This is a genomic window from Limnobacter thiooxidans (assembly GCF_036323495.1).
GTDB lineage: Bacteria > Pseudomonadota > Gammaproteobacteria > Burkholderiales > Burkholderiaceae_B > Limnobacter > Limnobacter thiooxidans.
Genome location: NZ_AP028947.1, coordinates 402,918 through 422,000 on the forward strand (window position 1 = coordinate 402,918; position 19,083 = coordinate 422,000).

At 54.8% G+C, this 19,083-nt stretch carries 16 protein-coding genes; 6 read left to right on the forward strand and 10 right to left on the reverse strand.

Annotated elements, in window-relative coordinates; all coding sequences use genetic code 11:
• Positions 1-62: 62 nt before the first annotated feature.
• From RGQ30_RS01860 to RGQ30_RS01890, 7 genes are all read right to left on the reverse strand, one after another.
• A complete protein-coding gene (locus RGQ30_RS01860; protein WP_130558594.1) occupies positions 63-659 on the reverse strand; it encodes a UbiX family flavin prenyltransferase in 597 nt (198 codons plus the stop codon).
• 58 nt (positions 660-717) lie between these two features.
• Positions 718-1,050, reverse strand: coding sequence for a Grx4 family monothiol glutaredoxin (gene grxD / locus RGQ30_RS01865; protein ID WP_130558593.1), 333 nt, complete (start codon positions 1,048-1,050; stop codon positions 718-720).
• Between the two features lie 103 nt (positions 1,051-1,153).
• Positions 1,154-2,017, reverse strand: coding sequence for a peptide chain release factor N(5)-glutamine methyltransferase (prmC, locus tag RGQ30_RS01870; RefSeq protein ID WP_130558592.1), 864 nt, complete (start codon positions 2,015-2,017; stop codon positions 1,154-1,156).
• Entirely contained in the window at positions 2,014-3,096 is a 1,083-nt protein-coding gene (prfA, locus tag RGQ30_RS01875) for a peptide chain release factor 1 (RefSeq protein ID WP_130558591.1), read from the reverse strand. The genes prmC and prfA overlap by 4 nt, the downstream gene beginning before the upstream one ends.
• On the reverse strand, positions 3,097-4,365 hold the full coding sequence (hemA, locus tag RGQ30_RS01880) for a glutamyl-tRNA reductase (RefSeq protein WP_130558590.1): 1,269 nt from the start codon (positions 4,363-4,365) through the stop codon (positions 3,097-3,099).
• A gap of 54 nt (positions 4,366-4,419) precedes the next feature.
• Positions 4,420-5,163, reverse strand: coding sequence for a response regulator transcription factor (locus RGQ30_RS01885; RefSeq protein WP_130558589.1), 744 nt, complete (start codon positions 5,161-5,163; stop codon positions 4,420-4,422).
• A 131-nt stretch (positions 5,164-5,294) separates the two neighbouring features.
• On the reverse strand, positions 5,295-5,936 hold the full coding sequence (locus tag RGQ30_RS01890) for a TetR/AcrR family transcriptional regulator (RefSeq protein WP_130558588.1): 642 nt from the start codon (positions 5,934-5,936) through the stop codon (positions 5,295-5,297).
• Positions 5,937-6,116: 180 nt separating this feature from the next.
• Here RGQ30_RS01890 and RGQ30_RS01895 point away from each other — a divergent pair, with 180 nt between their 5' ends.
• Positions 6,117-7,319: an alkane 1-monooxygenase gene (locus tag RGQ30_RS01895; protein ID WP_130558587.1), complete on the forward strand. Its 1,203-nt coding sequence runs from the start codon at positions 6,117-6,119 to the stop codon at positions 7,317-7,319.
• 29 nt (positions 7,320-7,348) lie between these two features.
• Complete coding sequence (locus RGQ30_RS01900) at positions 7,349-8,422, forward strand: 2Fe-2S iron-sulfur cluster-binding protein (protein WP_130558586.1); 1,074 nt, start codon at positions 7,349-7,351, stop codon at positions 8,420-8,422.
• Positions 8,423-8,491: 69 nt separating this feature from the next.
• On the opposite strand, the gene RGQ30_RS01905 is transcribed toward RGQ30_RS01900, so the two are convergent.
• The 3 genes from RGQ30_RS01905 to RGQ30_RS01915 form a co-directional block, all read right to left on the reverse strand.
• On the reverse strand, positions 8,492-9,349 hold the full coding sequence (locus RGQ30_RS01905) for a hypothetical protein (RefSeq protein ID WP_130558585.1): 858 nt from the start codon (positions 9,347-9,349) through the stop codon (positions 8,492-8,494).
• A 115-nt stretch (positions 9,350-9,464) separates the two neighbouring features.
• Positions 9,465-11,243 (reverse strand): hypothetical protein, encoded by a 1,779-nt coding sequence (locus RGQ30_RS01910; RefSeq protein ID WP_338284663.1) that lies wholly within the window; start codon positions 11,241-11,243, stop codon positions 9,465-9,467.
• The gene (locus RGQ30_RS01915) at positions 11,222-11,653 is read right to left on the reverse strand and encodes a hypothetical protein (protein ID WP_338284665.1); all 432 of its coding nucleotides are present in this window, start codon (positions 11,651-11,653) and stop codon (positions 11,222-11,224) included. Before RGQ30_RS01915 ends, RGQ30_RS01910 begins: the two co-directional genes overlap by 22 nt.
• 328 nt (positions 11,654-11,981) lie before the next feature.
• Here RGQ30_RS01915 and RGQ30_RS01920 point away from each other — a divergent pair, with 328 nt between their 5' ends.
• The 4 genes from RGQ30_RS01920 to RGQ30_RS01935 all read left to right on the forward strand — a co-directional run bounded on the left by RGQ30_RS01920 (position 11,982) and on the right by RGQ30_RS01935 (position 19,076).
• A complete protein-coding gene (locus tag RGQ30_RS01920) occupies positions 11,982-12,122 on the forward strand; it encodes a hypothetical protein (RefSeq protein ID WP_338284666.1) in 141 nt (46 codons plus the stop codon).
• Positions 12,123-12,511: 389 nt separating this feature from the next.
• Positions 12,512-14,281 carry an autotransporter assembly complex protein TamA gene (locus RGQ30_RS01925; protein ID WP_130558584.1) on the forward strand — a complete coding sequence of 590 codons (1,770 nt, stop codon included), beginning with the start codon at positions 12,512-12,514 and terminating at the stop codon, positions 14,279-14,281.
• Positions 14,278-18,348, forward strand: a complete 4,071-nt coding sequence (locus RGQ30_RS01930; RefSeq protein WP_130558583.1) for a translocation/assembly module TamB domain-containing protein — start codon at positions 14,278-14,280, stop codon at positions 18,346-18,348. The genes RGQ30_RS01925 and RGQ30_RS01930 overlap by 4 nt, the downstream gene beginning before the upstream one ends.
• A 26-nt stretch (positions 18,349-18,374) precedes the next feature.
• Entirely contained in the window at positions 18,375-19,076 is a 702-nt protein-coding gene (locus RGQ30_RS01935; RefSeq protein WP_130558582.1) for a DUF599 domain-containing protein, read from the forward strand.
• Positions 19,077-19,083: the final 7 nt, after the last annotated feature.

Sequence of the window (19,083 nt, forward strand, 5' to 3'; positions counted from 1 at the left end):
ACTGCGGATCAAGTCATAGTGGAAAGCAGGCGAGTGAAGGGTGGGTGCTTACCTGGCGCGTTTCAACTGCCCAAGCCCTGCCACTCGTTGCGTTTTACATTCGGCAATCCCAAAAGCTGAAGGGCGTGTTGGGCAGTGTCGGTGACCATGGCGTCAATACTTTCAGGCCGCTGGTAAAGGGCGGGAACTGGGGGCATAACAATGCCTCCCATTTCAGTCACGCTGACCATGTTTCGCAGATGGGCCAAGTTCAGCGGGGTTTCGCGCGGCATGATGACGAGCCTGCGTCGTTCTTTCAGTACAACGTCTGCAGCCCGGCTGATCAGGTTGTTCGACAGGCCATGCGCCACTGCGGCCAGGGTGTGCATTGAGCAAGGCGCAATGACCATGCCCATGGACGGATAAGACCCACTGGCAATGCAGTTGCCAACCGACTTGGGCGAATGCACGACATGTGCCTTGGCCTCAATCTCAGTTTTGCTTAAATCGCTTTCACTGGCGAGGGTGAGCCAACCTGACGAAGAAATAACCAAATGAATTTCCGTGTCGCCGCGTGCGCGCAACAGGTCAAGAATTTTCAGGCCATACAAGGCGCCACTGGCGCCGGTAATGGCCACAGTGATGGATTGTTTGAAAGAGTGGGGAAGGGTGCTGCTCAAGATTGGATGCCTGAATGTGGCCGCCGCGAGCTGGAAGCTGCTGCGGCCGGTTTCATGTTTATTCGGACTTCGAGGAGGCGTTCGCCGTGGCGATCAATGCCTGCAATTCGCCGCTTTGATACATCTCTGTCATGATGTCGCAGCCGCCCAAAAACTCGCCGTTGACATACAACTGCGGAATGGTTGGCCAGTTTGCATATTCCTTGATGCCCTGACGAATTTCCGGATCATCCAGCACGTTAACGGTGACGACTTTTTCCGCTTCACAGGCCTTTAGAATTTGAATGGCGCGGCCAGAAAAACCGCACATAGGGAACTGGGCTGTTCCTTTCATGAACAGAACCACGGGGTGGCTGGTAACGGTTTCATGAATTGAATCGCGAGCGCTCATAAAAAATTCCTTTCAATGGGATGAATTGCTACAACCCTGTAGTGTACTGGATGTGGGTACAAAACGCTCGTTTTCAATGCCTTGCGAGTGAATGCGCGCGGATTTAAGCCCTTGCGAACACGAAGCGCGGGGTGCCGGCCAGGTCGGGCAGACCTTGTACCTGGGTGTAGGGCGGTTGGGAAAAAATGGCAAGGACTGCTTCTTGCTGGTTGTAGCCGTGCTCCACCAACACGCCCCCACCGGCCCGAAGCAGGGTGGGGCTTTGGCGGGCAATTTCCCGGTAGAAATGCAGACCGTCTCCGCCGTCCGTCAGCGCTATTGCGGGCTCAAAGCGCAGGTCGCCTTGGGCAAGGTGCTTGTCGCCCTGTTCAATGTAGGGCGGGTTGCTGCAAATCAGGTCAAAAGCCAGGGCAGGGGTTTGATTCAGCAGGCCCGAGAACAAGTCGGATTGAATAAACCGCACGTTCTTGGCACCCAGTTCGTTGGCATTGAATTGGGCAACCCACAGTGCGTCCACTGAAATGTCAGTGGCGGTGACTTCAAGAATCGGATTTTCGAGGGCGAGAGAAATGGCGATGGCACCACTTCCACAGCCAATGTCGAGAACGCGCGTCAGCAGGTTTTCGGTCGATTTGCTTTGGAGAAATCCAAGTGCGTGTTCGACCAGTTCCTCGGTTTCAGGGCGTGGAATCAACACGCGTGGGTCGACAAAAAAAGACCGGGAATAAAATTCCTTGTGTTCAACCAGGTAGGCAATGGGATGGCCTTGCTGGCGTTTGCTGGCTAGCGTTTTGAACGCGGTAATCTGGTCAGGGGGCAAGGGCTGTTCGCCCTTGGTGAGCAATCCAACCCGGTCCAGCCCGGTTACGCAGCCCATCAGAATGCGCAGCTCATTCAATGGCAAGCCAGTTTCTGCGCGTGTTTGTCGAAGCGCCGATTCGAGGGTGGATTGAGGTGGCGTACTCATTCTTTGGCGGTGATTTCGGCCAGCAGTTCTGCTTCGTGGAAAGCGGTGAGGCCGTTCATCAGGTCAGTTAAATCGCCATCCATGATGTAGTCGAGCTTGTACAGGGTCAAGTTGATTCTGTGGTCGGTCATGCGCCCCTGGGGAAAGTTGTAGGTGCGAATGCGCTCGGATCGATCGCCAGAGCCCACAAGGCTGCGCCGTTCAGAGGCTTCAGCAGCCTGCCGTTCCCGGTCAATTTTGTCCTGAAGGCGCACATTCAGCACTTTCATGGCCTTGGCTTTGTTCTTGTGCTGGCTGCGTTCGTCCTGACATTCCACCACCAGGCCGGTGGGCAGGTGGGTAATGCGCACGGCAGAATCGGTTTTGTTGATGTGTTGGCCACCCGCACCGCTGGCGCGGTAGGTGTCGATGCGCAGGTCCGCCGGGTTGATTTCAATGACTTCAGCCTCGTCGGGTTCAGCCATGACCGCGACTGTGCATGCCGAAGTGTGGATGCGCCCCTGGCTTTCGGTGGCCGGCACGCGTTGTACGCGGTGTCCGCCGGACTCGAACTTAAGGTGCTTGTACACGTTGTCCCCGGCCAGTCGAACAATCACTTCCTTGTAACCACCCAGCTCGGAATCGCTTGCGCTCATGATCTCGATTTGCCAGCCCTGTCGTTCTGCAAACCGGGTGTACATGCGAAACAGGTCGCCCGCAAACAGGGCTGATTCATCGCCACCCGTGCCCGCGCGAATTTCGAGCATGGCATTGCGGTGGTCGTTGGGGTCTTTAGGCAACAGCAGGCGTTGAAGGTCCGCTTCCAGTTGAGCGAGTTTGGCTTCGTTCTGGGCAATTTCTTCGCGTGCCATGTCGCGCATATCGGGGTCGGCGAGCCATTCGCGTGCGGTGTTCAGGTCGGCTTCAATGCTTTGATATTCGGCAAACCGTTCGGTGGCTGGCAACAGCTCGGATCGTTCACGCGTGATGGCCTTGAACTGTGCCATGTCATTGGCGGCGTTCTGCGATGATAGAAACTCTTCAAGGTCGGCGAGGCGCTCGGAGAGTCGAGTCAACCGGTTCCGCATGCTGTCATTCATCTATTTGTCGGTGTTTTTGATGTTGAAAAGTTGGGGCAGCCACTTGGTCAGGGCTTCCCGCTCGGCCGGTGTGGCTTGGTGCAGGGCCTGCATGGGGCCATGCATGAATTTGGCACTCATGCGGTGGGCCATCAGCTGCAGTACGTCGTCAGGGGGGGTGCCTTTGGCCAGTTGTTTGCGGGCGTGCTCTAGCTCAAGCTGGGCAATGTCGTCTGCTTTTTGGTGAATTTCCTGAATGGTGGGCACAAGGGACCGTTCACTCATCCAGCGCATGAAGCCCTGAACTTGCGATTCGATGATGACTTCCGCTTGCTCGACTGCGGCTGCGCGTTGTTCGCGTCCTTCCTGAACGATCTGGCTAAGGTCGTCGACCGAATACAAAAATACGTCATCCAGCTTGCTGACCTGGGTTTCGATGTCGCGGGGCACTGCCAGGTCGAGCATGAAAATAGGTTCATGCTTGCGTTTTTTGCAGGCGGCTTCGACCATGCCCAGGCCGATGATCGGCAGGGTGCTGGCGGTGCAGGAAATCACGATGTCTGATTTTGCAAGTTGTTCTGGCACTTGGGCCAGGCCGATGACCGAGGCTCCGTGGGCATTGGCCAGTTGCTGTGCACGTTCTGCGCTACGGTTGGCAATGGTGATGCTTTTCGGGTTTTGCGCTGCAAAGTGGGTGGTACACAGTTGAATCATTTCACCAGCGCCCACGAACAGCACGTGGCGTTTGCTGAGGTCACCAAAAATTCGGCTGGCCAGTTTCACAGCTGCGGAAGCCATGGACACCGAGTGTGCACCAATTTCAGTGTGTGATCGAACCTCTTTGGCCACGGAGAAAGTGCGCTGGAACAGTTGGTGCAACATTTGCCCCAAGGTGCCTGCCTCTTCTGCCGTGCGGGCGGCCTGTTTCATCTGACCCAGAATTTGGGCTTCACCAAGCACCATGGAGTCCAGCCCGCTGGCCACGCGAAATGCATGGCGGACTACTTCCTGTTGGGGAAGAATGTAAAGGTGGGGGCTTAATTCGTGGCTGGGAATGTTCCGGTTGTTGGCCAGCCATTCGAGCAATTCAAGTTTGAGTTGTTCGATGTTGCTGCTGGCGCAATACACTTCAGTGCGGTTGCAGGTGGACAGAATGGCGGCTTCAGGTGCCTGTACGCGCTGAGCCAGGGCGCGCAATGCTTCTTGCAATTGTTCAGCCGGAAACGCCAAGCGCTCGCGCAAGGCGAGCGGTGCGGATTGGTAATTCAGGCCGACTGCAAAAAGCTCCATGATACCTACTGGGCGGAAAACCCTTCATTATAACGCGCGAAGTCGCTAGGGCTCTTAGCTGTTTTCAGCGAGCTGGCGTTTGATTTTTGCAAGGCTTGGGGACTTGCCTTCGTGGTCCACCTGCTCCAGTTTGTAGCCGAAGCCGTAAACGGGGGTTAGGCGAAAGCCCTGTTCCGGGCGCAGGCCGAGCTTGGATCGAACGCGGGAGATGTGAGTATCCATGGTTCGCGAGGGCAGGTCGGTGTCTCTTCCCCACACGGCCTCCTGAATGTGTGAACGCGACAGGGGCTTGCCCAGGTTGCGAAACAGCAGCAGCGCGAGGTCAAATTCCTTCTGGGTCAACACCACACGCTTCCCGTGGCGCACCACGGTTGAAAACTTGGGGTGAAACTCGAGTTCTGCAATTTCAAACACTTCCGGAGCGGTGAGTTCAGGGTAGGCCCGACGTAGCAGGGCATTGACACGCGCGACCAGTTCGCCACGGCGGATTGGTTTGATCATGTAGTCGTCGGCACCGGCGTTCAAAGCCTCCACGATGTTTTCTTCGTCAGTTTTGGAGGTGATGAACAGCACAGGCACTTTGATGTGCAGGGTTTCACGGATCCAGTTCATGACCTTGGGGCCTGAACTGTCGGGAAGTATCCAGTCGAGCAGTACCAGGTCGAAGCTGTCCCGGTACAGGGCGGTTTGAAAGCCCTTGAATGTGGGAAAACAATGACATTTGTGATTCACGGATTCTAGCACCCAGCGCAACATCTCGCTTTGTGTCAGGTCATCTTCAAGAATGGCGATACGCATGGGTGTGGTTCCTGCAAGGGAATGTTAAGTACCACAATGTTAATTTGTGTGTTGATAGTGTAATCGTTTAAACAGCGTATGAAACCAGATGTTGCTTTTTTGTTAAATCGCAGTGTGTCGCGAAGTATCAATCAAGGTGCTGGGGTGCTGTCCTGTTCGAGCTTCATGGCGTGGGTGGCGTGGGCGCCTGCAAAAATGACAGAGACGATCCGCAGGGCCTTGTCATAAATCGCAGAGCGTTCCTGCGGCTTCTCGACATATTCAACGGCCATGAAGAGTACGTTCTGGGCCAGTACTTCCAGCACTTCGATCATTTCTTCGTGGGGTAGCCCTGGCAAAAGGGCGGCAATGCGGTTGTCGCTGCAAATGTCTTCGCTAATGGCTCGAATGGTTTTTTTCAAACCGTTTCGCATCCGCTCAAGTGGACCAAAGGCCTCGGAGGCACCCACTACCACTGGTTTCGGGTTTTCTGCAGCCCAGTCGAAAAAGCGTTTGACCAACATGGGCCGAATGTCGAGATCTGCTTCCTTGGCGGTGCTCATGCGGACTTCGGTGAAGGCTTCGATGACGGCCTTTTCAACTTCCAGAATAACAGCGGTGCCCAGGTCGGCCAGGTCTTCAAAATGGCGATAGAACGCAGGTGCTGACAGGCTGGCCTCGCGGGTGATTTCGCGAATGCCCAGGCTGGAGAAACTTCGCCGTTGGTAGCTCAGGTTCAGTGCAGCGTCAATTAGCCGGGTGCGGCCATGAATGGTGGAGGCGGTGGAGGTCATACGGCTTTGATTATAACGAAAACCCGAGCGCCTGTTTTAAATCCTTGTTTTAGAAGTTTTAATCAATTTGGCGTCTGTGGCTATTGACGAGTATGTTTACAGTCGTTAACATGAATTCAGTCAAAATATGACCATGCCTAAGCCAAATAAAAAAAGGGCACCACCAGTAAGGAGACTCTTATGCAGCACTATTTGAAATTCACCACCTTTCCATTGATTGCCCTGGCTGTGATGCATGCCATGATGCAAGGCGGTGCCTGGATGTACACCGGCATCGCCGCACTGGTGTTCGTTGTCGCTTTGGGCGACATCCTGTTGCCGGATGACCGCAGTGAGCCGCGCATGGAAGGGGAGTTTTTTCTGAACCTGATGTTGTGGCTGACCCTGCCCATTCTGATGTGGGTCACCCTGTGTTTCACCTGGGCGGTGGCACCGGTGGACGTGCTGGGCATTGATGGTTTCATGAAAGGAGTTTTCGGTTATGACCGCTTGCAGCTTCAAGCGGATACCACTTGGTATCAATGGTTTTTTGGTGCGCTCGCTGGGGCCTTTCTGTTTGGTGCCGGTGGGACCAACGTTGGGCATGAATTGACCCACCGCACCTACAGCATGCGAGACATGATGTTAGGCCGCTGGATGTTGGCGTTCACCTGTGATGCGTCCTTCTCGATTGAGCACGTGTATGGGCACCACAAGAACCTGGGGACCCCTGCAGATCCTGCCACTGCGCAGCGCGGCGAGAACGTATACGGCTTTGTCCTGAAAAGTACCCTGGGCGGTTACAAATCGGCCTGGAAGCTTGAAAAGCAGCGCCTGGCCAAGTTCAACCAATCGGTCTGGAATCCTGTTCATAGCCGGATGATGCGTGGCAATTTGATGAGTTTGAGCTTGTTTGCGACGTCTTTTGTCATCGGCGGTTGGGTGGGTGTTGTGATGTTCTGGATCATGAGTGCTGGCGGTAAAACCCTGCTGGAAATCGTGAACTACATGGAACATTACGGCATTGTGCGTCGTCCTGAAGACAAGGTGGAGCCACGCCACAGCTGGAATACCAATGCGTCGGTGTCCACAGCCTTGCTGTATGCACTGACACGCCATTCACACCACCATGCCGAGGCGGACCAGGAATATTGGAACCTGCGCAGCTATCGCCACGCACCGATGTTGCCGACCGGCTACCTGGGAACAATTTTGCTGGCTTTGGTGCCCCCGCTTTACAAGAAAGTCATGACTCCTCTGCTGAACCATTGGGATGAAACCTTTGCCACGCCTGAAGAGAAAAAGCTGGCCATTGAGGCGAGCCTGAAAAGTGGCATGAAGGGTTTGAAATCTGCCCAGCTTGGCCAGAATGGCGGCCACAACATGAATCGTGCAGCGGCCTGAGCGGCGCCAGACCCAACAAGGAGACAGACATGAAATTGCTTGAATGGTTTGGTTTGCAAGGTGGTGCGGCAGCGGGCAGCAAAGGCAAAGTCACGCACACCGTGAATGTTGCCCCAGGTGGCCAAAGTTTTGAGGTGGAAAAAGGCCGGAAGGTGATTCTGAATTCCGCCCTGTCTGCCGGTTTGGGTTTTCCGCACAATTGCAGGGTGGGAAGTTGCACGCAATGCAAGTGCAAGCTGAAAAGCGGCAAGGTGCGGGAGTTGACCGATTCCAGTTATGTATTGAGTGCAGAGGACCTGAAAGCCGGGATGATTCTGGCGTGCCAGTCGATTCCGGAAACAGATCTGGAAATCGAGGTGGACCTGACTTCAGGCGGAGATCGCCTGGTGGAAACGCGCGGGACGATTGTGGGTCAGAAGGATTTGACGCATGACATCGTGGAGTTGCGCGTCGCCCTGGATGATCCGATGCCTTTCAAAGCCGGGCAGTATGCCGAGATTCGCCTTGAAGAATTCAGCTTGTCGCGTAATTACAGCTTTGCCATGGCACCCAAAGGTCAAGAGGCCGGCGAGTTGGTGTTTCACGTGCGCAAAGTGCCGGGTGGCAAGTTCACTGAGTGGCTGTTTGCTGCCAACCGCCAGGAAACCCGGCTGAGCATGAGTGGCCCGTTTGGTGATTTCTACCTGCGCCCAGCCGAAGGCGAGAAGCCGGCACCGATTGTTTGTGTTGCAGGCGGCAGTGGCATGGCGCCTATCCTGAGTTTACTGGAGCAGGCCAAGTGGGCCGGCGAAACCCGTGATGCGGTGTATTTGTTTGGCGCACGCACACAGCGTGATTTGTACGCAGAAGAAGAGATTGGACGCATTCAGCAGGGCTGGAGGGGTTCGCTGAATTTCAAGCAGGTGTTGTCGGAAGAGCCGGAGAATTCGAGCTGGTCGGGTGCGCGAGGTTATGTCACTGACGAGCTCGACAAATTACAGTTGGACTGGCCCGATGTTCAGGCCTATTTGTGCGGCCCACCCGCAATGATTGATGCGGCAATTGCAAAGTTTTCCAAGTTGGGTGTGAAACCTGAAAATATTCGTTACGACAAGTTCGAGTGAACTGATTTAAAACTGCATGAGTGAAAAAAGCCACCTTGCGGTGGCTTTTTTTCTAGCTGCTGATATTTTTTAGCCTGGCAGGTTGCCGGTGATTGCGTCTAACGGTAATGCATTGGCCGGGTTGGGGGCAGAGCCAATCGGCAAAGCACCCAGTGCGTCAAACAGTGGGTCTGTAATCACAGCCAGCGGTGTGCCACCCAAAGCACTGGCCAGTGGGTCCAACAACAAATCAAGCGGTGTGCCAGTGGTTCCGGCACTGCCTGGGTCGACCGGGTCTGTTGGCTGCTCCGGATTCTCAACGGGTGTTTCCGGTTCTTCCTCTGTGGGCGTATCTGGGTTTTCGTTGCTGTCGGGGTTCTCGGGATCTTCAGGATTCTCCGGGTTATCAACAGGTGGGGTAGTTTCATCGCCATTGTCCACGCGGACATCGGTAAAACCAGATGGATTGGCTGAGTTGCTGTCATCGCCAGATGAGGCTGCCAATGCAGCCACGCCAACCCCGCCTCCGATTGCGGTAACCAAGCCGCTTGTACCGCCAATTGAGCCCGCTGACAATAGACCAGCGCCAACCAGGCCGCTTACACCTGTGCCTGCGTCGGCCAGCAACATGGCGCCGTCGCTCCCTTCACTGACCGCATAAAGTTCTACCCCTTCGGTAAGGGAAGTTACCTCAATAATTGCGCCGTCATCGTTACTTGCAATTAATACCTGTGCTGTGGCATCGGGTGCCAGCGTTAGCAGGGAATCGGACTGACCTGATTTTTGAGCGGGCAGTTCAATGTCGACGGATCTGTCGTCTTTGTTCTGTAATACGTCTCCGGCCAGAACAGCATCGCCCTGTCGCAAAACAATTTGCTCGCCCAAGCGTTGAACGGACAGTTTGTCGGTGTTGGATGCAATGGTGCCGATTTGTGGTGCTTGGCTCATGGAAAAAATCCGGTAATTGTGTTGTGAGTTTTAATTGTTACTTCCAGATATTCCGGTTTGGATTCAAACAAAAAACCCCTCCGAAGAGGGGTTTTTTGTTGTTGCCAGGCTGCGTTTAGGCAGTTGGCAGTCCTGGAATTGGCAAGGCACTTGGATCCAGCAAATCGGTGATTGTGCTGATTGGCAAGCCGCTACCGCCCAACAGGTCAGTCAAAGCTGACGCGTCAGTTGGAATTGGCAGGCCGCCGCCAGCTGCATCAGCCAATGGTGCCAATACTGCATCCAGAGGTGTTCCGGTTGGGCCGTCGGTGCCACCTTCGCCTGGCAGGCCTGGCAATGTTGGCAAGCCGCCGCCAGCTGCATCAGCCAAAGGAGCCAAGATGGCGTCCAAAGGTGTTCCGGTTGGGCCGTCGGTACCACCTTCGCCTGGCAGGCCTGGCAATGTTGGCAAGCCGCCGCCCGCTGCATCAGCCAAAGGAGCCAAGATGGCGTCCAAAGGTGTTCCGGTTGGGCCGTCTGTTCCACCTTCGCCTGGCAGGCCTGGCAATGTTGGCAAACCGCCGCCGGCTGCATCAGCCAATGGTGCCAATACTGCATCCAGAGGTGTTCCGGTTGGGCCGTCTGTTCCACCTTCGCCTGGCAGACCTGGCAAGCCGCCAGCCAAAATGCTGTCAAGCAAGGCTGCGCCAGTCAGAATGCCGTCTTCGATTGGCTGTCCAATGACTGGAATCATTTCGATTGGTGCCAGATCAACAAACTGTTGAGCTGCTGATTCGAAAGGACCTGCCACAGGGTTTGGTGTCGGTGTGCCGCCGTTGCCTGGCAAGCCTGGCAATGTTGGCAAACCGCCGCCTGCTGCGTCAGCCAATGGCGCCAGGATCACATCCAGCGGTGTACCAGTTGGGCCATCTGTGCCGCCTTCGCCTGGCATGCCTGGCAAAGTAGGTACTCCACCTGCAAGTGCATCTGCGATCGGGCCTGTCACTGCTTCCAGCGGCGAGTTTTGGCCGATGTCTTCAATGACGCCCGCCAAGTTACCTGCAAACACTGCCGGATCCGCATTTTCCATCAAGGCGTCTGTGAGTGGTGACAGGGGTGTTTCTGGGATACCGCCACCGTTGTCTGGCTCATCGTCGCCTGTTGGGCGTGTGCCGCCGAGCAGGTTTCCAACTGTTTCAACCAGAGCTGCACCTGGTCCAGCCATTTCCGATCCGTCTACCAGAGCTTGTCCGAGCAGACCAACTCCGCCAGCCAAACCACCTGAAAGTTCCTCTGGCAACTGACCACCTGTTGGGTCTTCGCCACCGGCTACAACAAATGCCAGGCCTTCAGTCAAAGGTGACAATGGCGCAAGCGCACTGTCTTCATTGGTCAGGTCAGTCAATCCTTCGCCTACCTCTTGCAACGTACCGCTGAGGCCAGGAGAACCTGCATCCATGTCACTTGTCCCAACTACTGGAGCAAGCAAATCAGCGGTCAAGACGCTCAACTGACTTTCGTCTGAGGCAAGTACATTGCCAGCAGCAGTAAGGCCTTGGGCTACGCCATCCACTTCGCTTTCTTCGCTGAAGCCCAAGGTTTGAGCCAAAGAATTCACAACTGGATCCAACGGACCACCTGCACTTCCAGCCGCAAGTCCTTGCGACAGGTTGCTCACTACGCCAGCGAGGCCTTCCTGGTCATTGCTATAGCCGTCCTGTGGTTGTCCAATGGTCTCGGCCAGCAAATTGGCAAGTCCTGATGGGTCTTGGTCAGCAACACCCGCCAAGCCGTCCGCTACAGTAGACAGGCCGTCTGCCAAAGCACCAGTTACTGCTGTAAGCGGGGCCAATGGGGTTTGCTCCAGGGCGTCATTCAATGATTCCAGGCCACCTACCAGTCCGGCAATGTCCATGTCAGCATCAGCATCGGCATCAGCATCAGCATCAGCATCAGCATCAGCATCAGCATCGGCATCAGCGTCGGCATCAGCATCAGCGTCGGCATCAGCGTCGGCATCAGCGTCGGCATCAGCGTCGGCATCAGCATCAGCGTCGGCATCAGCATCAGCGTCGGCATCAGCATCAGCGTCGGCATCAGCATCAGCGTCGGCATCAGCATCAGCGTCGGCGTCGGCATCAGCATCGGCGTCGGCGTCGGCGTCGGCGTCAGCGTCAGCATCAGCATCAGCATCAGCATCAGCATCAGCATCAGCATCAGCATCAGCATCAGCATCAGCATCAGCATCAGCATCAGCATCAGCATCAGCGTCGGCATCAGCATCAGCATCAGCGTCAGCGTCAGCGTCAGCGTCGGCATCAGCATCGGCATCACCTTCGTTTGGATCGACTACAGTAGTGACCGTATCGTCACCATCATCGCTTAGCAACACGGCTCCAAAAACTGCACCCGCAATTGCCGCACCGACGCCTGCACCACTACCACCGGCCAACAGGCCAGCACCCACTAGCCCAGACATCGAACCTTCATACGGCGTGAGAATTGCTGAGCTGACATCGCTATCGATGTCATACAATTCCACACCTTCGCTCAAGGCGACTACTTCGGTACGGGTTGCGCCGTCAGCGACGATCGAGCTGACTTCGGCCAGTTTCGCGGATGCACCGGGGGCCAATTGCAGCAATGTATCGCCGTGACCAGCAGAAGTTGCTGGCATGAGTACTTCGGCAGTTTGAGCACCGGTATTGGTTACGATGTCATTCCACTTGAGCGCATCACCCTGGTTGAGTTGCACCATTTGGCCAGCGCGTTCGACTTGAACGCCTGTAGATGATTTGATGATTCCCACGTCGGGATTTGCATTTTTCATGGTCTCAATTTCCTTGGAGCTAGAGTATTGGGTAAGCCGCTTTTACTGCTATAGGCGTTTTACTCACAATGGGTTAGATTGGATTCAATCAAAATCAAAATTTCCGGAGTGAAATCTTTAAATCTTGTGTGATTGGTCAAATATTGTTAAATAATGGGGTTGGTAATTAGAACATCTTGTTTTCATTCCCGACTCAGAAAGACATTTCCCTTCTTCTGTCTGCAAGAAAATGGACCGCATTGCAAAGACTGCGTTGAAATCAATGTGGAATTAAATACCATCATCCTTGGTCTACCCGCTACTCAGTGTGTGTCGCAAGACCGGTAAAGCGCCCGAGTTCACATAAAAAGGTCATGTTTAAGTTGCGTTTATTGTTCGCCTGTTGTTTTGTATTGGTTGGTGTGTTTGTGCAGCCTGCGCAGGCGCAGGAAGAGGTGAGCCCTGAAGAGCGGCCCGTTGTGAATTTTGTGGTTGCTGATGAGTTCAAGACCTTGGTGGAGCAAGCCACCGAGCAAATTCGTTCGACTGCGCAAGTCAACGACAACGGCGATGCCTGGCAACTGTTTCGCCGCATGCGGCCTGTAATACGCGATGTTTTGGGTACCGAGGGCCATTTTTCGCCCTCCATTCAGCGTGTTGTGGACGAAAGCTTGCCAGAAGATGCCCCGGCACCTTTGAACATCAAGATAGAACCCGGCCCGCAGAGTACTGTGACTTCCGTTGACATTCAATTTGACGGTGAAATCAACAAGGATGAATTTGCTGCACGTCGGGAGCGCTTGAAAACCTTGTGGTTGTTAGGGACCAATCAGGCTTTCAATCAAACCGACTGGTCGGCCAGCAAAGACAATCTCCTGCGTGATCTTTTGGCAAAAGACTTCGCGGCCGCGACTCTGTCGGAAAGTCAGGCCAATGTTGACCCGGATACCAATACAGTGACCCTTCGTGTGGTGTATGACAGTGGGCCGGTTTTTACTTTTGGCGAATTGAAAATCAAGGGTTTGAACAAGTATCGGAATGACCTCGTGGCCCGGTACAACACCATCCAGCCCGGTGATCGTTATGAGCAGGAGCGTTTGCTCACCTTGCTGGCGGATTTGCAGGGTACCTCCTATTTTTCAGCTGTTGATGTCAAGATAGATACCGATGACCGGCAGCCTGAAAGGGTACCCATTGAAGTCACCGTGCTGGAAAGTGACAGCAAGCGTGTGGGGCTGGGCGCGGGCTACAGTTCCAATACAGGCTTCCGCACGGAAGCCACTTACCAATACAACAATCTGTTTGACCGCGCTTATTCACTGGTCACTGGAGTGCGTGTTGAACAGAAAAGGCAATCGGCATTTGCTGATGTATTCTTGCCTCCGTCCAGGCGGGGTATGTCCGATTCTGTTGGCGTGGCCTTCGACCACCAGCAAATTTCCAATCTGGAAGTGGATCGCTCGTCTATCGGTGCGATTCGCGAGTACACCCAAGGCATTAACGAGTATCGGCTAGGCTTGAATTTTCAGCTTGAGGAACGAAGTGCTCTGGGTGTCAATTTTGGTGCCACACAAGCTTTGGTGGCCAGCTCATCGTGGACCCGCGCTGCAGTGGATAACCGCTTGAATCCGTCAGACGGCTACATCGCTTTTGGTCAAGTGGCTGTTGCAGGCGAGCAGTTCGCCTCCGATCAAAGCTTTATGCGGTTGTATGGCCGTTTCCAGCAATTTTGGTCGCCCTCTCCGGAACATCTTTTTACGGCCCGTTTTGAGGCGGGTACCGTGGCGGCCAGCGCGCGCCGTGACATTCCGCAGGACTACCTGTTTCGGGCTGGCGGCACCAACAGCATTCGGGGCTATGACTTTCTGGACGTGGGCGTGCTTGATCAAGGTGTTTTGGTGGGGGGGCGGCGCGTCATGATAGGCACCTTGGAGTATGTACGCTGGTTCAACGGCCCGCTGGGTGCTGCTGTGTTCACTGATGTGGGCGATGTGGCGGACAACTGGAGCAGTTTCGATCCCAAGCCGGCGGTGGGCATCGGTGTTCGATACAAGACACCCGCTGGGCCGATCGCCTTTGATGTGGCCAAGGCGGCCGATCAGGACAACTTGCGTATTCATTTCGCGCTGGGGGTGGCATTTTGAAACGCGCCATCCTGATTTTTTCAGGTGTACTTTTTCTGTTGATTGCCGGGCTTGTCGCCGCAGGGGGCTGGATCGTCACCACTGAACAGGGTTTGCGGTTTGCAATCAGCAAGGCCCAAATCTTCTTGCGGGACAACACCACCCAGGTGCTGGACGTGGAACTGGAACACGGCACGCTGCGTGACGGATTGAGTATCACCAGCTTGAGTTGGAACGACGGCGAGAAGTTTGTGGACATTGCTGGTTTGCAGATCAAGCTGGATTGGTCCGGGATTTTGGCCAACACCCTCGTGGTGAATTCACTTTCTGCAAAATCAGTGCGGCTTGTGATGCCCCCCTCAGAGGACAACGAGCCTTTCAGCCTGCCCGATAACATTGACCTTCCCCTCGATGTCCGCATTGAAAGTCTGCAAATTACCGAGGTGGTTTTCAACGATTTGGTGGTGGATCAAATTGCGGGCAAAGCCAGTCTGATCCAGAATCGATTTGATTTGCAGCAGCTTGACCTGAGCGTAGAAGACACTCAACTGAAATCCCGCGCGACAGTCATTTTGTCCAAGCCTTATGCCGTCGACGGTTTGATCACGGCAAATCGAACTTTCGATGCGGTACAACTGGACGCGAAATTGAATTTGGCAGGTTCACTGGAGCGCCTTGAGTTATTGCTGAACGCCACGGGGCAGGACACCGCGCGCTCGCAGGTCAATCAAAGCGCCGAAATTGATGCGGTGGTTACTCCATTCAAGCCGGTGATGGTGGAGAAAGTCCGTTTGCTGACGCAAAACTTCAATCCCAGGCAGTGGTTTGATTCAGCGCCGATGGCCTCCCTGACCATTCAGGGGCTGGTTCAGCCTAATGCAGACTTTACCCAGACTCAGGGCAACTTTTCAGTCAAAAACGCGGCCCCGTCGACTTTGCAATCGGGCGGGCTTCCATTGCTCAGCCTGAGTGCCCTGATCGATTTGCAGACCAGCGGGGGGCTCTTTGAGAAACTGAAGCTGGATTTAAATGACGCGCAGTTTTCTGACGGCAAGCGCGGTGCAGGACGTGTTTCGATGAATGTCCAATGGGAGTCTGCGCCACAGTTACCCGATGCCAAATCGGGAGAACAGTCCATGCAGGACCTGCTGATGCAAGGCGCAGCCCGTTTCTCACTTCAGGCCCGAGCGCTGGATCTTTCGGTGTTTGCCGCGTTGCCGCAAGAACATGCCCTGAATGTCGAATTGAACGGGGTTCAACAAGCCAACCTGCTTCGCGTCAACCAACTGAAAGTGCAGGATGGCGAGGCCTTGCTGGAAGGCTACGCTCAGGTAGGTTGGGGTGGAAAGTTGCCCGTAAGTCTGCAATTTCAGTTCAAGCAGTTGAACCCGGCACTCTACGTGCCCGATGCCAACCCGCTGCTTCAGGGCAACCTGAATGGCGCAATCAATTTCAAGGGCGAGTTGTCTCCAACCGGTGATGGAAAATCCTTGAACCCGATGGGCGAACTTCTTGTGAACGTCGATGAATCCACTTTGGCCAACGCACCCTTGAAGGTGAGCGTGCAAGCCATCGGCAATGCGCAAAAATTGAGCAAGGTAATGCTGGATGTTGCAGTGGCAGGCAACACGGCCAAGGCAGACGGGAGTTATGGCACGCAGGCTGACTTTGTCAATGTCGACGTTAACTTCTCTCAGTTGGCCCGCTTGGGGCAATTGATTGACCGGAAGTTGGGTGGTACAGCTCAGCTGAAAGGCAAGTTGCGCGGCCTGGATGGTGATTTTTCCGGTGAAGGCAAAATACAGATTCAACAGCTTCGGCTTGACAATGCCATTCAAGTGGACAGCGTTGCAGGTGATTTCTCCCTGGGGTCTGCGGCCAATTCTGTCTGGGCTGGAGACATTCAGGTACGCAATGTCCGCCAACCCGGTGCACCAGCCAACTGGGTCAACACATTGAATGTACAGTTGACCGGCACGCGGAGCAGCCACGGACTGAGTGCTGTTTTTGACAGTGGTTTGACCACATTCAGCAGGCAGCGGCCCATCAAGGGTGAGTTCGGCATGCGTGGTGGTATTCAAGATATTGCACGCAATAACAAAACTGCAGTGGGCTGGAAGGGTGCCATCACTGCATTCCGCTTGGAAGGGATGTGGCTGCCTGCACGAAGCTTCAGTTTGCAGAACCCCGCACCATTGACCTTGTCCGCCGAATTCACCGAATTGCTGGACTTGAATATCAAGGGCGAAGATTCATCGCTGATCAGCAACCGGGTGTTTCAAGTCGCTGGCCGTGAAATTCGTGTGGAGGGCGGCATGCCCAGCTTCGCCTTTCCGCGGCTGTCGCCAATTTTGAGAAAGCAACTCACGCTTGAACCCAAAGACCTGGTTGCCAAAGTGGCCTGGCGCTATGTGGCCAATCCCAACAAGGTGGATGGGCACGTGGACCTGACCCATGTATCTGGTGGTTTGCAAGTGTTGGAGGATTCGCAGATTGACGTCGATATTCGCAAAATGCAGGCGAACCTTGATTTCAATCGTGACGCCGCCACCTTGAATCTGGATATCGAAGCCAACGAGTTTGGTGTGGTGTCTGCCAACCTGCGTTTACCGGTTGAGCAAAATTCGGTGACCAAATCCTGGGAGCTCGCCGGAAACAAGCCGATGCAAGGTGCCGTGGCGGCGGGCTTCACCGAGTTGAACTGGCTTGGCCCTCTGATCAGTGGCGGTGTCCGTACCAGTGGCACAGGCCAGGTCGCCATGGCGATTGGCGGAACAGCCAACAATCCAGACGTTCAGGGCAGACTGTTTGCCATGGACCTGGATGTTTTCCAGCTTGACCAAGGTGTTCGTCTGGAGGACGGTAACGTGGTGGTGGATTTCACCACCGACAAGGCCAGCATTGATACCTTGGAGTTCACCGTGTACAACCGCCGCGTGCCCAAACGTCAAATCGAACAACTAGGCCCGCTTATACAGGGCAACGGTAAAATTACTGCGACAGGTCAGTGGAACCTAACTGGGCTTGACGGCGAGATTCAGGTCAAGCTGGACAAGGTGCCGCTGTTGCAGCGGCCCGACCGGTGGTTGATGGTCAATTCACAGGCCACTGTACAGCAGCCGAATGTGGAGGGTAAGCCTTTGAAGATCAGGGGGGAAATCAATGCCCTTGGTGCCTATTTCGAGATGCCTGAATCGGGTCCCCAAACGCTGGGTGACGATGTGTTCATCAAGGGGCGCAGTGAAGTGGTCGGCGCTGGTTTGCCGATCGACCTGCAACTGCAGGCCAATTTGGGTGACCTGTTTTACCTCAACGCCGAGGGTCTCCGCACACGCCTCACCGGTGGGTTACGTCTGGTAATGCTGGAAGGTGTTGGCGGTAGTGGCCAGCGTCGTTCGGGCAGAAGGCTGACTGCCACCGGCACCATTCAGGCAGTGGATGGCACTTACCGCGCTTATGGCCAGGACCTGACCATTGACCGCGGTGTGGTCAATTTTCAGGGACCATTGGACAACCCTGGCTTGAACGTACGCGCAGTTCGAAAAGGTGTTGCCGTAGAGGCTGGAGTAGAAGTCACAGGCACTGCCCAGCGACCCAAGGTGACACTGGTCAGTGAGCCTGCCGTACCTGATTCTGAAAAACTGTCCTGGATGATCATCGGACGCGGCAGCAACTCTGCAGACCGGGATTCCACTTTGCTGCTGACTGCGGCGGCTGCCATTTTCGGCGATGACGACGACAGCACCACCCGAAAAATTGCCCGTTCATTGGGTATTGACGACCTCAACTTGAGTACTGGTTCCTTGACCGCGGCCGATTCCCGCGCGGTGGGCAGCAAAGTGGCGATTGCCCCTGGGGCTGACAACTCAGCCAGTATTCTGGGTTCCGATGACCCGCTGCTGTCTCAGCGGATTATTTCCCTGGGCAAGCGTTTCAGTGACGAGGTTTATCTCAGTTTCGACCAGTCTGTCACCACAGCAGCCAGTATCTTGAAACTGAATTACCAATATTCCCGACAGTTAAGCTTTATTGCCAGGACAGGTGCTGACAACGCAGTGGATGTGCTGTATCAATTGTCTTTTGATTAAACCGAATATCAGTGAGCCCTACGCCCATGACTGTTTTGCAAAATGCCCTCGCTCTGCTTACCCTGTTCGATTGGCTGGCGGTGGCATTTTTCGTGATCTGTTTTCGCGGTTACAACTACGTATTTGACGGTCGCAGTCGTTTTGGGCGGCACGGGCTGGCCCAGAAAACCCATGAATTCCGCAAGCTTTGGGCGCGGGAACTGATCAATCGAAGCAATCGCGTCAGCGATACCGCCCTGATCGGTAATCTGGTCAATAGCGTAACCTTTTATGCCAACACCACCATTTACATCATTGCGGGTTTGTTTGCGCTGCTCGGCACCATGGATCAGTTGGTGAACATCACCTCAGACCTGCCCTTTAGCCGGGTAGTCAGCCGAGGCCTTATGGAAATCAAGGTGCTGCTGGTGCTCACTGTGTTTGTGGTCGCCTACTTCAAGTTCACCTGGAGCCTGCGCCAGTTCAACCTGTTGACCATTCTGGTGGGTGCCGCCCCTGATGGAAATCCTGACAAGGACTACAACGAGGCTTATGTGTCCCGCATGGCCCGCATCAATAGCCTGGCCGGTGATGAGTTCAATCGTGGATTGAGAAGTTACTACTTTGGAATTGCATCGGTAACCTGGATGATTCATCCAGGCTTGTTGGTCGCATTCAGTGCACTGATTGTGTTTGTGTTGATCCGCAGGGACTTCTATTCAGAAGCCCTGGAGATCATGTCGAAATAAGGCAGCC

Bases quoted from the DNA above. Each gene is read 5' to 3' on its own strand.
- grxD (WP_130558593.1), bottom strand. From the start codon at position 1,050: ATGAGCGCTCGCGATTCAATTCATGAAACCGTTACCAGCCACCCCGTG.
- prmC (WP_130558592.1), bottom strand. From the start codon at position 2,017: ATGAGTACGCCACCTCAATCCACCCTCGAATCGGCGCTTCGACAAACA.
- RGQ30_RS01900 (WP_130558586.1), top strand. From the start codon at position 7,349: ATGAAATTGCTTGAATGGTTTGGTTTGCAAGGTGGTGCGGCAGCGGGC.
- RGQ30_RS01925 (WP_130558584.1), top strand. From the start codon at position 12,512: ATGTTTAAGTTGCGTTTATTGTTCGCCTGTTGTTTTGTATTGGTTGGT.
- RGQ30_RS01935 (WP_130558582.1), top strand. From the start codon at position 18,375: ATGACTGTTTTGCAAAATGCCCTCGCTCTGCTTACCCTGTTCGATTGG.
- RGQ30_RS01905 (WP_130558585.1), bottom strand. From the start codon at position 9,349: ATGAGCCAAGCACCACAAATCGGCACCATTGCATCCAACACCGACAAA.
- RGQ30_RS01890 (WP_130558588.1), bottom strand. From the start codon at position 5,936: ATGACCTCCACCGCCTCCACCATTCATGGCCGCACCCGGCTAATTGAC.
- RGQ30_RS01895 (WP_130558587.1), top strand. From the start codon at position 6,117: ATGCAGCACTATTTGAAATTCACCACCTTTCCATTGATTGCCCTGGCT.
- RGQ30_RS01885 (WP_130558589.1), bottom strand. From the start codon at position 5,163: ATGCGTATCGCCATTCTTGAAGATGACCTGACACAAAGCGAGATGTTG.
- prfA (WP_130558591.1), bottom strand. From the start codon at position 3,096: ATGAATGACAGCATGCGGAACCGGTTGACTCGACTCTCCGAGCGCCTC.
- RGQ30_RS01910 (WP_338284663.1), bottom strand. From the start codon at position 11,243: ATGGACATTGCCGGACTGGTAGGTGGCCTGGAATCATTGAATGACGCC.
- RGQ30_RS01915 (WP_338284665.1), bottom strand. From the start codon at position 11,653: ATGCTGATGCCGACGCTGACGCTGACGCTGACGCTGATGCTGATGCTG.
- hemA (WP_130558590.1), bottom strand. From the start codon at position 4,365: ATGGAGCTTTTTGCAGTCGGCCTGAATTACCAATCCGCACCGCTCGCC.